A 16092-nucleotide genomic window follows, 5' to 3' on the forward strand; every position below is an offset into this window, starting at 1 on the left:
TCTGACATGCGATTTCTGACTGACCGTAAGCGCGCCGAAGGTCTGGGCGCAGGGGGCACCGGCACCCATCACCACTGGCAGATGATGGTCACCTCGATCCTGCTGGTTGTTCTGGTTCCGGCCTTTGTGATCACCTTTGGTCTCGGCCTTGGCGGCACTTACGAAGAGGTTCTGGCCTATTACGCCCGGCCGCTTCCCGCCATCATCACCGGGCTGACCCTTGTGGTCGGCGTCATTCACCTGATGCGCGAAACGCAGGTCGCGGTGGAGGACTATGTGCACGGGCTGGTCGGTAAACTGCTGCTGATCGCCGTGGCGGCGTTTTCCTACACCCTGATTGCCGCGGGCCTGTTCGCCCTCGTCAAGCTCGCCCTCTGATCCGCGCGAAGGACACGATACAAATGACAACAGCATATGAATATGAAACCCACGACTATGACGTGGTGGTTGTCGGTGCCGGTGGTGCGGGTCTGCGCGCCACCCTCGGCATGGCAGAGCAAGGCCTGCGCACCGCCTGTGTGACCAAGGTGTTCCCGACCCGCTCGCACACCGTGGCCGCACAGGGCGGCATTGCGGCCTCGCTGGGCAACATGGGCCCCGACAGCTGGCAGTGGCACATGTACGACACCGTCAAGGGCTCCGACTGGCTGGGTGACACGGATGCGATGGAATACCTCGCCCGCGAAGCACCCAAGGCGGTCTACGAGCTTGAACATTACGGCGTGCCGTTCTCGCGCACCGAGGAAGGCAAGATCTACCAGCGTCCCTTCGGCGGCCACACCACCGAGTTTGGCGAAGGCCCGCCGGTGCAGCGCACCTGTGCCGCCGCCGACCGCACCGGCCACGCGATCCTGCACACGCTCTATGGTCAGAGCCTCAAGCAGAAGGCGGAGTTCTACATCGAGTATTTCGCCATCGACCTGATCATGTCCGACGACGGGCAGTGCCAGGGTGTGGTGTGCTGGAAGCTTGATGACGGCACCATGCATGTCTTCAACGCCAAGATGGTGGTGCTGGCGACCGGCGGTTATGGCCGGGCCTATTTCTCCGCGACCTCGGCCCATACCTGCACCGGCGACGGTGGCGGCATGGTGGCGCGCGCAGGTCTGCCGCTTCAGGATATGGAGTTCGTGCAGTTCCACCCCACCGGCATCTACGGCTCCGGCTGTCTGATCACCGAGGGCGCGCGGGGCGAAGGCGGCTACCTGACCAACTCCGAAGGCGAGCGGTTCATGGAGCGTTATGCGCCCAACTACAAGGACCTCGCGCCACGCGACTATGTCTCGCGCTCCATGACCATGGAGATCCGCGAGGGGCGCGGTGTCGGCGCCGAGGGCGATCATATTCACCTGAACCTCTCCCACTTGCCGGCCGAGGCTCTGGCGGAGCGTCTGCCGGGGATTTCCGAGTCTGCGAAGATCTTCGCAGGTGTCGACGTCACCAAAGAACCGATCCCGGTTCTGCCCACCGTTCACTACAACATGGGCGGTATCCCGACGAACTATTGGGGTGAGGTGCTGAACCCGACCGAGGACAACCCGACCGGCGTCGTGCCGGGTCTGATGGCCGTGGGCGAGGCGGGCTGTGCCTCTGTGCATGGTGCCAACCGTCTCGGCTCCAACTCGCTCATCGACCTCGTGGTCTTTGGTCGTGCGTCGGCCATTCGCGCCGGCAAGGTGGTGGACCCAGAGGCCCCCAATCCGGTGCTCAATCAGGCGTCGATCGACAAGGCGTTTGACCGCTTTGACACGCTGCGCAACGCCAAGGGTGGCACGCCCACCGCAGAGCTGCGTCTGGAAATGCAGCGCACCATGCAGGCGGATGCGGCGGTGTTCCGCACCGACAAGACCCTCAAGGAAGGCGTCGGCAAGATGGAGGCAATCGCCGCCAAGCTCGACGATCTCCACGTCACCGATACCTCGCTGGTGTGGAACTCCGACCTGATGGAAACGCTGGAGCTCACCAACCTGATGCCCAACGCGCTGGCGACCATCGTCGGGGCCGAGGCGCGCAAGGAAAGCCGTGGGGCGCATGCGCATGAGGATTACGCCGAGCGTGACGATGACAACTGGCGCGTGCACACCGTGGCGCGGGTCGAGGGCAACAAGACCTCCCTCAGCTATCGTCCGGTGATTGTCGATCCGCTGACCGACGAGGACGCGGGCGGTATCAGCCTCCAGAAGATCGCGCCAAAGGCACGGACCTTCTAAATGAGCGTTGCGCCTCCTCGACTGCTCTGCGTCGGCACGCATCACAAGACGGGTACCGTCTGGATGCGGCGTGTCTGGCGTTTGATCGGGGAGGCGCTCGATATTCCTTTTGTGCCTGTTCACAACCCGGCCAGATGGACAAAAATCCCGCAGACGGGGCGTGCGATTGTGGTGAACTGGGCCGGGGCCTTTGCGCCGGAGCTGTTCGACCACCCAGAAGCAAGGTTCCTGCACATCATCCGCGATCCGCGCGATGTTTTGCTGTCTGGCGCGCGCTATCATGAGAACAGCCCCGGTCGGCAGGAACGGTTCCTGCATGGCCCGCGCGAGGATCTTGGCGGCAAGAGCTATCAGGAACACCTGCAGGCACTGCCTGATCCGGCGGCCAAGCTGGATTTCGAGATGCAGAATATGCATCTGAAAACACTGAATGAAATGCTCGCCTGGCCCTATGGGCATGACCGCGCGATGGATCTGCGCTATGAGGATCTGATTGCGGATCAGGACTGCGCGATCTTTATCGGCGTGTTGCGTTTCTTTGGCTTCAGCGAGGCCGAGATCGAAACCGCGCGGCAGATCTACTATGACAATTCGCTGTTTGGCGGCCTGAGTTCCGAGAGCGACGTCGGGCGCATGGCGACCCATGTCTCCTCGGGCAAGGCGCGCCAGTGGCCGTCCAAGCTGCCACGCGCCACTGCCGCGCGCTATCTGGAGTGTCACGGCGACGATCTGATCACGCTGGGCTATGAGCGCGACAAGGACTGGCTGTCGCGGCTGGAAACCGACCAACAGGCAGAGGTGGCAAGCCCCCCTTTTGCACAGGCGGCAGGGGGGATGGCATGACCTCTGTCGCAGCCCTCGCCACTGTCGAAAATGTCTGGAGCGCCCTTGGCATTGCGCCGGGATCGGCGTTGCGGATGACCGGCATGCGCCGATCCGGCAACCACGCGATTGCCAATTGGCTGCAACGCAACGCGGATCATGCGTTGTTCTTGAACAATTGCCGCCCCGGTCATGACCCGCTGCGCAGCCACAATGGCATCGAGGTCTCGGGCCAGCGCTATGATGGCAGTGTGCAGGATGCCGCGGCAGAGGCAGGTGACGGGGTGTTGTTGCTGCTCTCTTACGAGGACACGCTGCATCTGCGCTTTGACAGCAGGGACAACCTGTCTGGCCCCTATGGCAGCGACAGTTTTGACGGCGATCTGCTGATCTACCGCAGTTTCCTCAATTGGAGCGCGTCACTGTTGAAAAAGCTGCAACGCAATGAAACCTACCGGTCTGCGGACCGCATGGCGGTGATGGCGCGGGCGCTGGCGACCTATGGCGATCTGCTGGCCGAAGTGCTGGAGGCCGACAGCGCCGCACGCTGCGCGATCTGCTATGACGACTGGGCGACGGATGCGGACTATCGGGCGCGGGTGCTGACCGATCTGGGCCTGCCGGTGCGGGACAACACCCTCGGCGCGGTGCAGGGCTATGGCGGTGGATCCAGCTTTGACGCGGGCAGCCCGGAGGCCGGAGACCTGCGCGTCACGGCACGCTGGCAGGCGATGGCGCCGGATCCGGAGTATCGCGCGCTGCTGCGCGTGGCGGCATTGGACCGCAGTTTCATGGACCGGCTTGCGGCCCTCTGTCCTGCGGATGCGGCGCGGATGACGCGTGTCGCAGCGCAGCCCGATTTTGACCCGGAGGTGCTGACGTGAGCCTCCGCCCCGACACATCGCGCAGATCCTGCGCCCCGCATGACGCCCGGATCGCTCCGGGCCCAGCCCTCTCCCCGTGCGCGCTGCCCCTTGCAGCCGTGGCGGGCAGCTAAGCAAGGAGACACGATCATGGTCGAATTCGCACTTCCGAAAAACTCCAAGATCACCACAGGCAAGACCTGGCCCAAGCCAGAAGGCGCAACCAACGTCCGCAAGTTCCAGATCTATCGCTGGAACCCGGATGACGGCAAGAACCCGTCGGTGGATACCTATTTCCTCGACATGGACAAATGCGGCCCGATGGTTCTGGACGCGCTGATCAAGATCAAGAACGAGATCGACCCGACGCTGACCTTCCGCCGCTCCTGCCGCGAGGGGATCTGTGGCTCCTGTGCGATGAACATCGACGGGATCAACACGCTGGCCTGTATCTATGGTCTCGACGAGGTGAAGGGCGACGTGAAGATCTACCCGCTGCCGCATATGCCGGTGGTGAAGGACCTCATTCCCGACCTGACGCATTTCTATGCCCAGCATGCCTCGATCATGCCCTGGCTGGAAACCAAGACCAACCGCCCCGCCAAAGAGTGGAAACAGTCGATCGAGGACCGCAAGAAGCTCGACGGTCTCTATGAATGCGTGATGTGCGCGTCCTGTTCCACCTCCTGCCCGAGCTACTGGTGGAACGGTGATCGCTACCTCGGCCCCGCCGCGCTGCTGCACGCCTATCGCTGGATCATCGACAGCCGCGATGAGGCCACCGGAGAGCGCCTGAACGAGCTGGAAGACCCCTTCAAGCTCTACCGCTGCCACACCATCATGAACTGCGCCAAAACCTGCCCCAAGGGTCTCAACCCCGCCAAGGCGATCGCGCATATCAAGAAGATGATGGTCGAACGCACCGTTTGATCCGGGACCGGTAGGTTGCATGAATTGCCCCGTAGCCCAGAGCGGCTGCGGGGTTTTTGTTTGCCTGACCTCACGGGATCAGAGAACGGCCCCCGAGCCTGGGTGGGGGTGAAGCCCCCTCCCGGGGGGAGGGTCGGGGGCTGTTCGGCCTATCGGCCAAACGGGTCCTCCCGTGAAGGAAGAATAGGCGGCCGCCCATCAAGGCGGAGGATCGGATGGGGTGGAAAGCCCCATGTCCGAAAGTGAGCTCGGATCGGACCCTGCCTGCACCCAATGAGGGGGTGGTCTCTGGCGGGCCGGTCTCCTGGTCTTTGAGTGTGTCGCGACCCGCCCAGTGTGCCACAGAGATCTGAAGCCCGGGACAATGCCGCGTGCGCTTCCCCCGCAACAGGGCAGGGGCGCCGGCGCGCGGCAGACCATGCGACCCGGCGCCACATCTGCACGGGATGCATGGCGTGCTTGCAAAACAAGGGGATGCGGCACCGCGGCGGGGCGCCTAGATTGACGGTCGAGGGAGACGCAGACACCGACAACCCGAGAGGTTCCCCAATGACATCCCCCCTGTCCGCCCCGCAGATCCTTGCCGATGCCACCGTTGCTGGGGCGACCGACGCCCTGGGCGTGCTGGAAGACAGCTGGGCCTACTACAGCCCGGAGCCGCCGGTGACCCTGCACGAGGTGGAGGCACCGCAGGACGGCGTCGTCGCCTATTACGAGGCCGCCTGACGCGCCAGTCCGCGCGCCCCGACTGCCGTGGTGCGACCAACGGTCTGGCCCGGCTGGTGCGCTGCGGGTCGCAGGGTCCGATGCGCGTCGCGGTTCAAAACACCGGCGCCATGGCTTGCGTCCCCCGGGGCGCTGCCTCTAGATGCGGCATATGCCTGTTCTTCTGATCCTCCTCCTGCTGGGCACGCTGACCTATCTCTACTGGCGGCGTCGCACCACCACGCTGACGCGCAACTGCCGCTGGCGACAGGACCGCCGCGCCGGCGGCTGGCGCTGTGCCTTCTGCGGAGCGGTCGAGGGCGGTGCCGGCGCTCCGCTGCACTGCCGCCGCGGCCAGGACCGGGGCTGACCCCGGGCGCTTGGCTGCGGCGGTTGACACGCCGCCCCGTCAGGGGCGGCGCCGGGCCCAACGCTTTGCCCGGCATCTGTGATGCAGGGTCAAAGGGGCGGGAGCGCCCCCGGCGAATGCGACGACCATATCCGGAGACCCCGTCGTTTGTTCTCGGTGAGGCGAAGTTCCGCGCAGCGCCCAAGGTGTCGAATGCTACGCTTTGTGCGAATGGCGGCTCACTTACTGGTTTGGCCGAGAACTGATCTCTTGCCTTGAGACATCAAGCGCGGTTACGCAAAACCAATGACCAAAGATAACGAGCAAAACGACCTTTCGCTTTCGGGGAGACTTACGCCCAGCAAAATGCGGGCGATGACCCCAAGCAGCGAAATCAAAACGCTTACCGTATCTCGCGACACGTTTTTCCACCAAAAGCTTGCGGATGAACTTGCACAATGGCCTAGTATCAAAGCGGTCATGCTTTGGGGCACGGTCAGCAAAGCGGCATTGCGGCGACTTTTGTCATTGGCGGAAATCCACGAAATCTACGTTATGGAGCTGCACCAGCACGGCAACCTCCACGACATTGATCAGTCAAGTTCTTTGCAGGTTTTCAGAGGTGGTTGGCTTTCCGCGCGCGATGTGAGAGCACTTGCGCAGCTCCAGCATTTGAGAACGTTGAGCGCACAAAACTCCTTCGTAAATCAACAGACTATAGAAATGTTCGTCAACAGCAACTCGTTGACAAATCTAGACCTTGAGGCGTCCAACTTTGACGATGACATGGCAAAAGAGTTGGCCAAATCATCAAAGATTGTGCAACTGGATGTTGGAGCAACTCGATTGGGGCCATCTGGTTTGCAGGAAATTTGTAAGATGACGCAGTTGCGTGAACTGGATATTTGGGCACTGGACTTGGACGAACACGATCTAGACTGTTTGGAAGGGCTTCAGCATCTCGAATACTTGTCGGTTGGAGGTTACGACGGTCAAGAGCGGCTTACGTCAAAGAATGTGTTGCCACAATTGGCAAAACTACCATCGTTGCGACGAGTTTGGCTGGATGGAATACAGGTTACCGAAAACGAGGCTGCGGAACTAAGAGCACGCTACGAATACGCCCAAATCACATTTGTGACGTAGCGCTTCAGCAGCCATTGATGCAAGCGCAGCGAATGTCTCAAAAGTCCCGCATCCTCCCAGTTCATGCGCGCTCCCGCGCAGGCGGCTGTTGTGCCAACGTGAAGGCGCCCCTCGGGGGTGCGATGTGGTAGGCCGCGTGGGTCTTGCGGCTGTCTGAAGGCTGCAAAGTCGCAGATGGCAATGAGGGATGCGTCACCCTGGCCGGCTCCCTGTGGCGTGCGCCCGCAGACGGAGCCATGCAGAAAAGAAATATCTTCCTTGCAGAAATTGGTGCTTGATCGACTCGAGGTTTTGCCTGATACGCGCGCTCAAGACGCCAACGCACGCGCCTCTGTCGAAAGGGTTCACAGCCCTAGGGTTACGTAGCGACGGTAACGTCTCTGATGGAACTGAGCGGTCATATATGGCCGGGTCTTTTGGAGATGACCATGAATGTAAATGTGACCGGGCCTGCTGCCCGCGACGACGCACACCCTGTCCCCCGCCACCTGCACTATATCGCCAACACCCGGTTCGAACGCCCGACGCTGGTGATCGACAGCGAGACCGTGGCGCGTCAGTACGTGGGTCTTGCCCGTGGTCTGGGGCGGGCGCGTATCCACTACGCCGTCAAGGCCAACCCGGCGCCGGAAATCCTGCGCCGTCTCTGCGCGCTGGGGTCGAATTTCGATGCCGCCAGCCGTGCCGAGATCGAGATGTGCCGCGCTGCCGGTGCCTCTGCTGCGCGCATCACCTTTGGCAACACCATCAAGAAACCCGCAGACATCGCATTCGCGCATGCGCTGGGGATCACCCATTATGCGGCGGACGCGGTGGAAGAGCTGGAAAAGCTCGCCGAGCATGCGCCGGGGGCACGTATCTGCATTCGTATCCTGGTCGATGCCACCTCGGCCGATTGGCCGCTGAGCCGCAAATTCGGCTGCGCGCCGGATATGGCGGTGGGGTTGATGGATCGCTGTGTTGCGCTTGGTCTGGTGCCACATGGGCTGTCGTTCCATGTCGGCTCGCAGACCCGCGAACCTCAGATGTGGGAGCCGATCCTCGATCAGGTTGCCGACGTCTGGCAAGCGGCCCGGGCGGCAGGCCATGACCTGAAACTTCTGAACATCGGGGGTGGTTTTCCCGCAGGCTATCGCAATGCGGTGATGGCGCCGCAGGATTATGCCGCTGCGGTCATGAAACGGGTGAATGCCTGCTTCCCCGACGCGGCCGAAGTGATGGCGGAGCCGGGTCGCGGACTGGTGGCCGAAGCCGGTGCCATCGCTGCCGAGGTGATGCTGGTGTCGCGCAAGCACGACAGTGACCTGCACCGCTGGGTTTACCTCGACATCGGCAAGTTCTCCGGTCTTGCGGAAACCATGGATGAGGCGATCCGCTACAAGATCACCACCGACCGCGACCATGAGACCATGGGCGCCTGCGTGCTGGCGGGGCCGTCCTGTGACAGTGCCGATGTGCTTTATGAAAAGCAGCCCGTTCAGCTGCCGCTGGGGCTGAAATCCGGCGACCGCGTGGTGATCCACTCTTGTGGGGCCTATACCACCACCTATGCGTCGATCGGCTTCAACGGCTTCCCGCCGCTGGATGTTGTGGTGCTCTGAGGTCATCAGGACGCTGTGACGCCGCAAGGCCCGCGAACCGTCGTCCGAGTGCTGTCCTTGTTCTGTTAAGCCATGTATCAGGTAGAAAACAGAACAGGGAGACCCGCGCAGAATGTCCGACACCCAATTCCCCATTCCCGCCGACGCAGACACCCGCCGCGCGGTGCCGCCGGTGATCTGCTATCCGAACGAGACCTTGCCAAAGCCCGATCTGGCGCTCTATCGCGCGGCACGGGACGGCGCGGAAAAGGTCGCAGAGGTCACCGTGCCGCCGCGCGAAGCAGCCACCTTCGAGGTCGCCGCCGGGCAGTTTTTCCGTATCTCCTCCATTGAGGGGCCGCAGGTCGGGGACCTGAACCTGTGGAACCGCAATGACATCAGCGAGCGGTTCTTTTCCGGCAAGACCCGCGCCCTGCATGGCACCCATGTCACCACGGGCGAGCGGCTGTGGTCGAACCTGCCTTATATGCGCCCGATGGCGACGATCATTGCCGATACGCTGGAATGGTACGGCATCGACGCCTATGGCGGCTCCGTGCATGATGTGATTGGCACGCGATGTGATCCCTACACCGGCAATCTGCTGCAAGGCAGCCAGTATCACCATTGCTGCCATTCAAACCTGACCCGGGCGCTGGCCGATCACCTTGGCCTGTCGCTGGCGGAGGCGGAACCGCATGTGCATGACGTGCTGAACGTCTTTATGTGCACTGGTTTTACCCGCGACACCGGCCAGTATTTCATGAAAGCGAGCCCGGTGCGTCCGGGCGATTACCTGGAGTTCTTTGCCGAAATCGACCTCCTTGGCGCCATGAGCGCCTGCCCGGGGGGCGATTGCTCGGCCGAGCATTCCAGCGATACGGCGGCCTGCCATCCAATGCTGGTGGAGGTCTTTGCCCCCAAAGAGGGCAGCCTTGCCGGCTGGCAAAGCCCCGCACTCAACGGCTATGACCGCAGCCACGGACGCTGAGCGCGCCCGGCTGCCAATAGACAGGCTGCCAACAATCAGACTGCCAATAAAAAGGGCCGCCAGCGCTGGCGGCCCTTCGTTTGTTTTCTGCGCGGGGCCGGGGCTGGTGAGTGGTACAGCCCCGATCCCGCTGTGGCGTCACCTCAGGTGAAGGCAGCGGCGAGGGCGATTTCGACCATCTCGCCAAAGCTGCGCTCGCGCTCCTCGGACGGGAGGGCCTCGCCGGTTTGCAGGTGGTCCGACACGGTCAATACCGCCAATGCGCGGCGACCGTGGCGGGCGGCCAGCGTATAAAGCTCCGCCGCTTCCATCTCCACGCCCAGCACACCATGGCGGACCATCTGTTCGTTCAGGTCCGGGCGCTCGTCATAGAAGGTGTCAGAGGAATAAATACCCCCGACATGCGGGGTCAGCCCCTGCGCCTCGGCGGCCTGTACTGCGTTGCGCAGCAGCGACCAATCGGCCGTTGGCGCAAAGTTCACGTCCTTGAAAATGCTAGAGGAGGGCGTGTTGACGCTGGTTGCGGTCATCGCAACGATGACATCGCGCACCTTGACGTGGGGTTGCATGCCGCCACAGGATCCGATCCGGATCAGCGTCTTGGCATCGAAGTCCCGGATCAGCTCGTTGGCATAGATCGACAGCGATGGCATGCCCATGCCGCTGCCCTGGATCGAGACCCGATGCCCCTTCCACGTGCCGGTGAACCCGAGCATGCCGCGGACCTCGTTGACGAGGCGCACATCACTCAGAAAGGTCTCCGCTGCCCATTTCGCACGATAGGGATCGCCCGGCATGAGCACGGTTTCGGCGAAATCGCCTTTTTCTGCTCCAATATGAACTGTCACTTATTGCGATCCCGGTTCAGATTTCGAGTTCAGAAATATCAACGCCTTTGCTCAGGGCGGCATGCACCCAATGCGGTTTGCGGCCACGGCCTGTCCACGTTTCGTCCGGATTTTCCGGATTGCGGTATTTCGGCGTCGCCTTTGATTTCCGCGCCGCCCCCTTGTTGGGCGATGTCAGGACTTCATCCAGCGAAAAACCATATTCCGCCGCAGCCTTTTCAACGGCCTTCAGGGCCTCGGTGCGCTCGCGTTGCTCGGCATCTTTCAGTGCTTTTTCAACGTCCTTCTGGAGCTGAAGCAGCTCCTTGCGGGACATCTCGGTCAGGTCAAGAGACATTGTTTTACTCCGTAGATTAGTGGCCACGGATCAAAATCCGGGCTAACGCTCTTATTGCCCGAATTCTGGATGCTATTCAGCATCTAATTTTCATTTTTTTGTTTTTTGGCGAAATTCAGCGGAGCGTGAATTAAACCGAAGAGTTTGCACCTGCCAGTTCCACGATATCCATCATGATCGAATTCAACTCGAAATTCTTCGGGGTGTAGACCCGCGCCACCCCCATGTTCAGCAGTTTCTTTGCATCTTCGTCGGGAATAATCCCGCCAACAACAACCGGAACATGAGTAAGCCCGGCGTCGCGCAATTGCGTCAGGGTGTCTTCAACCAGCGGCAAATGGCTGCCCGACAGTATCGAAAGGCCAACAACGTGGGCGCCGTCCTGACGCGCAGTGGCGACAAGTTCCTGCGGCGTGAGGCGAATACCGTCATATGTGATGTCCATTCCGCAATCACGGGCGCGAAAGGCGATCTGCTCGGCACCGTTGGAATGACCGTCCAGACCGGGCTTGCCGACGACGAATTTCAGCCGCCGTCCCAGCTGGTCGGAGACCGCATTCACCGCGTCCCGCAGGTCGTCCAGCCCTTCGGTCTTGTTGGAGACAGAGGCCGAGACCCCGGTGGGGCCGCGATAGGTGCCATAGGCCTTGCGCATCTCTTCGGCCCATTCTCCGGTGGTGACACCGGCCTTGGCGGCGCGAATCGATGCGGGCATGATGTTGGCGCCGGTGCTGGCCGCCTCGCGGAGCCCGGCAAGCGCGGCGGTGACCTCGGCCGTGTCGCGGTTCCTGCGCCAGTCCTCAAGGCGCGCGATCTGGTCGGCCTCCACCGCCGGATCGACGGTCATGATGCCGCCATCCTCGGTCTGCAGCGGCGAGGGTTCGCCCTCGGTCCATTTGTTGACGCCGACCACCACGGTTTCGCCGGCCTCGATGCGGTTCAGGCGTTCGGCGTTGGCGTCCACGAGGCGGGATTTCATGTACTCGATGGAGGCAACCGCGCCGCCCATACCCTCCAGCGTGGCAAGCTCGGCGCGCGCGCCGTCCTTCAGCGCCTCGACCTTGGCGTCCACCACCGGGTTGCCATCAAAGAGGTCGCCGTATTCCAACAGGTCGGTCTCATAGGCCAGGATCTGCTGCATCCGCATCGACCATTGCTGATCCCAGGGGCGCGGCAGACCCAGCGCCTCGTTCCAGGCCGGAAGCTGCACCGCGCGGGCACGGGCCTTTTTTGAGAGCGTCACGGCGAGCATTTCGATCAGGATGCGGTAGACGTTGTTCTCCGGTTGCTGCTCGGTCAGCCCGAGAGAGTTCACCTGCACGCCATAGCGGAAGCGGCGGAACTTGGGGTCCTCGACCCCGTAGCGGGTCAGGCAGATCTCGTCCCAGAGGTCGACAAAGGCACGCATCTTGCACATCTCCGTCACGAAGCGAATGCCTGCGTTTACAAAGAACGAGATACGCCCGACCAGCGCCGGGAAGTCCTCGGCGGGCACGCGGGGTTTCAGCTCGTCGAGCACCGCCTGCGCGGTGGCCAGCGCAAAGGCCAGTTCCTGTTCCGGCGTCGCACCGGCCTCTTGCAGGTGGTAGGAACAGACGTTCATCGGGTTCCACTTGGGCACGTTCTCGTAGCAGTACTCCGCCACATCCGCGATCATCTTGAGGCTGGGGGCCGGGGGGCAGATGTAGGTGCCGCGGCTGAGGTATTCCTTGATCAGGTCGTTCTGCACCGTGCCCTGAAGTTTGGAGACGTCCGCGCCCTGTTCTTCGGCCACCGCGATATAAAGGCTAAGGAGCCAAGGGGCGGTGGCGTTGATGGTCATCGAGGTGTTCATCTGCTCCAGCGGGATCTGATCGAACAGCGCCCGCATGTCGCCGAGATGCCCCACCGGCACGCCGACCTTGCCCACCTCGCCCCGCGCCAGCACGTGATCGCTGTCATAGCCGGTCTGGGTGGGCAGGTCGAAGGCCACGGACAGGCCGGTCTGCCCTTTGGCGAGGTTGGCGCGGTAAAGCGCGTTAGAGGCGGAGGCGGTGGAATGGCCCGCATAGGTGCGGATCAGCCAGGGCCGGTCCCGGCTGGGGGCTTCGGGGCGGTCTTTCTGCGCGAGCGACATGGCGGGCCTCGTGAATCATCGAGTGAGCAATAAAGTTACGTTGGGGTGATCTAAACTGGAATTATGCTACCTTGTCAATTCGCCGCGTTGCGGCAATTGCTGCACTGCGACTTTTGCGACCGCAGAAGATGCGCGGTTGCAGTTGTGCCGAGAGGCGGGCGCAGTAAGAGTGCGGGTATGACGCAGACTGTTGAACTTCCTCTTTGGGCTTTTGTGCTGATCCTGCTGTTTGCGGCGGTGACATTTGCGTCGCATTTCCTGTTTCCCTCGGTACGCTGGTTCTTTCGCCGTCGGCTGGAGCGGGCGGTGGCGCGGCTCAACCAGCGGCTGGAGCGTCCGATCGAACCGTTCAAGCTGGCGCGGCGCTACGACATGATCCAGCGGCTGATCTATGACCCGCAGGTGGCGCAGGCGGTCTCGGACCATGCGGCGGCAAAGGGCATCCCGGAAAACGTCGCCTTTGAGGAGGCGCGGCGCTATGCGCGCGAGATCGTGCCGTCGTTTTCGGCGTTCACCTATTTCAGCTTTGCGATCCGGGCGGCGCGGCTGCTGTCAAATGCGATCTACCGGGTGCGGTTGGGCAGTTACGACGAGGGGCTTTTGAAGGCCATCGACCGTGACGCCACTGTGGTTTTTGTGATGAACCACCGCTCCAACATGGATTACGTGCTGGTGACCTATCTGGTCGCCAAACGCTCGGCCCTGTCCTACGCGGTGGGTGAATGGGCGCGGGTCTGGCCGCTGAGCCGGCTGATCCGGGCGATGGGGGCCTATTTCATTCGACGCAAATCACAAAACGCGCTCTATCGGGCGGTGCTGGCGGCTTATGTGCGGCTGGCCACGCGGGCAGGGGTGACGCAGGCGATGTTTCCCGAAGGGGGCCTCAGCCTGACGGGGGCGATGGCCCCGCCCAAGCATGGCTTGCTCAAATACATCGTGGACGGCAGCGCCGAGGTGGGCAAGGACGTGGTCTTTGTGCCGGTGGCGCTGAATTATGATCGGGTGCTGGAAGACAAGATCCTGATCCGGGCGGCGCAGACCGGCGACCGGCGGTTCCGGGCGCGGATCGGCGCGGTGATGCTGCGCTTGCTGCGGCAATTCTGGCTCTGGCTGACCGGGCGGTATCAGCATGCAGGGCAGGCGGCGGTGAGCTTTGGCCGCCCGCTCAGCGTTAGCGAGCTGCCGCAGACCTCTCGTGAAGATCGTGCGCGGATGCTGTCGACCGAGCTGATGCGCCGGATCGGGGAGGTGGTGCCGGTGCTGCCGGTGCCGATGGTCAGCTATCTCTTGTTGCAACGTGGCGCGATGAGTGAGGCGGCATTGCTGCAGGCGTTGCGCGACACCGTGGCGCGCATGCCGTTGGCCAGCATCCATTTGCCAGAACACGCCCATGATGTGGCGATCCAGAGCGCGGTGCTGCAGATGCGCAGACGCGGGCTGATCCGCACATCTGGCGGGCTGGTCACCCCGGAGCGGGCCCAGATCGACATGCTGCGCTACTATGCCAATTCCATTGCCCATCTGGTGCCCGCTGCCCTGGAGCCGCCTCCCGAAACGGAGGCTGTTTCTGCAGGTGCAAAAGGAAATTCCGCATCCGCTGGGTCATAAAATTACAAACAAGCAATGACAGGGGTTGCTTTATTACCTGTCCGTTCGTACTCCTTGGGGGAGACGGCGCGATTCTGCGTTGCAGAACCACTGCGCCGAGAGAGATCGAGACCAAGGGAGGCCGGCATGGCTCTGGACACGCAGGACGGCATGATGACCTACGACGCACCGCAAAAAGACCTCTATGAAATGGGGGAAATCCCCCCGATGGGCTATGTGCCCAAGAAGATGTACGCCTGGGCGATCCGCAAGGAACGCCATGGCGAGCCGGATACTGCGATGCAGCAGGAAGTGGTCGATGTGCCCACCCTCGACAGCAACGAAGTGCTGGTTCTGGTGATGGCGGCGGGCGTGAACTACAACGGCGTCTGGGCGGCGCTGGGCCAGCCGATCAGCCCCTTTGACGGTCACAAGGCCCCCTATCATATCGCCGGTTCCGATGCCTCGGGCATTGTCTGGGCCGTGGGGGACAAGGTGAAGCGCTGGAAGGTCGGCGACGAGGTGGTGATCCACTGCAATCAGGACGACGGCGATGACGAGGAGTGCAACGGCGGCGATCCGATGTATTCCACCAGCCAGCGGATCTGGGGCTATGAAACCCCCGATGGCTCCTTTGCCCAGTTCACCAATGTGCAGGCCCAGCAGTTGATGCCGCGGCCCAAGCATCTGACCTGGGAGGAAAGCGCCTGCTACACGCTGACGCTGGCCACCGCCTATCGGATGTTGTTCGGCCATGAGCCGCACGACCTGAAGCCGGGCCAGAACGTGCTGGTCTGGGGCGCCTCGGGCGGGCTGGGGTCCTATGCGATCCAGCTCATCAATACCGCCGGGGCCAATGCGATCGGCGTGATCTCGGACGAGAGCAAGCGCGAGTTCGTCATGAGCCTGGGCGCAAAAGGCGTGCTCAACCGCAAGGATTTCAACTGCTGGGGACAGCTGCCCACCGTCAATACGCCGGAATATGCGGAGTGGTTCGGCGAGGCCCGCAAGTTCGGCAAGGCGATCTGGGAGATCACCGGCAAGGGCAATAATGTCGACATGGTGTTCGAACACCCCGGCCAGGCGACCTTTCCGGTGTCGACCTTCGTGGTGAAGAAGGGCGGTATGGTGGTGATCTGCGCGGGCACCTCCGGCTTCAACTGCACCTTCGACGTGCGCTACATGTGGATGCACCAGAAACGCTTGCAAGGCAGCCATTTTGCGCATCTCAAGCAGGCGTCGGCGGCGAACAAGCTGATGATCGAGCGCCGTCTGGACCCCTGCATGTCCGAGGTCTTTACCTGGGCGGATCTGCCGGCGGCGCATATGAAAATGCTGCGCAACGAGCACAAGCCCGGCAATATGTCGGTGCTGGTGCAGGCGCCGAGGACCGGGCTGCGCACCCTCGAAGAGGTTCTGCACGGCTAAGCACCTCGCCCGTCCCGGAGCACGGGGCCGGAGACTGCAGCAAAACGTGACCCGGTCGCCACGCGCGGCCGGGTTTTATCATTTTGATAGGTTTTCGTCGTCGAACTAGAGAGGATTGTTCTGATACAACTGACGGACGAGGATAGGGATCAGTGAGATTTCTCACGGGCCGGAGTGGGC

General features: G+C 62.3%; 15 protein-coding genes. 12 read left to right on the plus strand and 3 right to left on the minus strand.

Annotation, left to right across the window (positions count from 1 at the left end):
* The first annotated feature begins 6 nt into the window (after positions 1–6).
* The 10 genes from sdhD to MHM97_RS01450 all read left to right on the plus strand — a co-directional run bounded on the left by sdhD (position 7) and on the right by MHM97_RS01450 (position 9596).
* Positions 7–378 (plus strand): succinate dehydrogenase, hydrophobic membrane anchor protein, encoded by a 372-nt coding sequence (gene sdhD, locus MHM97_RS01405; protein WP_239318781.1) that lies wholly within the window; start codon positions 7–9, stop codon positions 376–378.
* A gap of 23 nt (positions 379–401) precedes the next feature.
* Positions 402–2210, plus strand: a complete 1809-nt coding sequence (gene sdhA, locus MHM97_RS01410; RefSeq protein WP_239318783.1) for a succinate dehydrogenase flavoprotein subunit — start codon at positions 402–404, stop codon at positions 2208–2210.
* The gene (locus MHM97_RS01415; RefSeq protein WP_239318785.1) at positions 2211–3053 is read left to right on the plus strand and encodes a sulfotransferase domain-containing protein; all 843 of its coding nucleotides are present in this window, start codon (positions 2211–2213) and stop codon (positions 3051–3053) included. It begins immediately after the preceding gene.
* A complete protein-coding gene (locus MHM97_RS01420; protein WP_239318787.1) occupies positions 3050–3916 on the plus strand; it encodes a hypothetical protein in 867 nt (288 codons plus the stop codon). Before MHM97_RS01415 ends, MHM97_RS01420 begins: the two co-directional genes overlap by 4 nt.
* A 129-nt stretch (positions 3917–4045) precedes the next feature.
* A complete protein-coding gene (locus MHM97_RS01425; RefSeq protein WP_239318789.1) occupies positions 4046–4825 on the plus strand; it encodes a succinate dehydrogenase iron-sulfur subunit in 780 nt (259 codons plus the stop codon).
* A gap of 549 nt (positions 4826–5374) precedes the next feature.
* On the plus strand, positions 5375–5551 hold the full coding sequence (locus MHM97_RS01430; protein ID WP_239318791.1) for a hypothetical protein: 177 nt from the start codon (positions 5375–5377) through the stop codon (positions 5549–5551).
* Positions 5552–5702: 151 nt separating this feature from the next.
* Positions 5703–5900, plus strand: coding sequence for a hypothetical protein (locus MHM97_RS01435; RefSeq protein WP_239318798.1), 198 nt, complete (start codon positions 5703–5705; stop codon positions 5898–5900).
* Between the two features lie 285 nt (positions 5901–6185).
* Positions 6186–7025 carry a hypothetical protein gene (locus MHM97_RS01440; RefSeq protein WP_239318800.1) on the plus strand — a complete coding sequence of 280 codons (840 nt, stop codon included), beginning with the start codon at positions 6186–6188 and terminating at the stop codon, positions 7023–7025.
* 383 nt (positions 7026–7408) lie between these two features.
* Positions 7409–8626 carry a type III PLP-dependent enzyme gene (locus tag MHM97_RS01445; protein WP_239318802.1) on the plus strand — a complete coding sequence of 406 codons (1218 nt, stop codon included), beginning with the start codon at positions 7409–7411 and terminating at the stop codon, positions 8624–8626.
* 112 nt (positions 8627–8738) lie between these two features.
* Positions 8739–9596 carry an urea carboxylase-associated family protein gene (locus MHM97_RS01450; protein ID WP_239318804.1) on the plus strand — a complete coding sequence of 286 codons (858 nt, stop codon included), beginning with the start codon at positions 8739–8741 and terminating at the stop codon, positions 9594–9596.
* Between the two features lie 143 nt (positions 9597–9739).
* On the opposite strand, the gene deoD is transcribed toward MHM97_RS01450, so the two are convergent.
* From deoD to MHM97_RS01465, 3 genes are all read right to left on the minus strand, one after another.
* On the minus strand, positions 9740–10444 hold the full coding sequence (gene deoD, locus MHM97_RS01455) for a purine-nucleoside phosphorylase (protein WP_239318806.1): 705 nt from the start codon (positions 10442–10444) through the stop codon (positions 9740–9742).
* Between the two features lie 16 nt (positions 10445–10460).
* On the minus strand, positions 10461–10781 hold the full coding sequence (locus tag MHM97_RS01460) for an H-NS histone family protein (RefSeq protein WP_239318808.1): 321 nt from the start codon (positions 10779–10781) through the stop codon (positions 10461–10463).
* A 130-nt stretch (positions 10782–10911) separates the two neighbouring features.
* Complete coding sequence (locus tag MHM97_RS01465) at positions 10912–12897, minus strand: protein meaA (RefSeq protein WP_239318810.1); 1986 nt, start codon at positions 12895–12897, stop codon at positions 10912–10914.
* A gap of 177 nt (positions 12898–13074) precedes the next feature.
* Between MHM97_RS01465 and MHM97_RS01470 the strand changes: the two genes are divergently transcribed.
* Together MHM97_RS01470 and ccrA are read left to right on the plus strand one after the other, a co-directional pair.
* Positions 13075–14505, plus strand: coding sequence for a 1-acyl-sn-glycerol-3-phosphate acyltransferase (locus tag MHM97_RS01470; RefSeq protein WP_239318820.1), 1431 nt, complete (start codon positions 13075–13077; stop codon positions 14503–14505).
* A 126-nt stretch (positions 14506–14631) separates the two neighbouring features.
* Positions 14632–15912: a crotonyl-CoA carboxylase/reductase gene (gene ccrA, locus MHM97_RS01475; RefSeq protein ID WP_239318822.1), complete on the plus strand. Its 1281-nt coding sequence runs from the start codon at positions 14632–14634 to the stop codon at positions 15910–15912.
* Positions 15913–16092: the final 180 nt, after the last annotated feature.

The sequence above is a fragment of the Epibacterium sp. Ofav1-8 genome (genome assembly GCF_022348185.1).
Classification (GTDB): Bacteria; Pseudomonadota; Alphaproteobacteria; order Rhodobacterales; family Rhodobacteraceae; genus Epibacterium.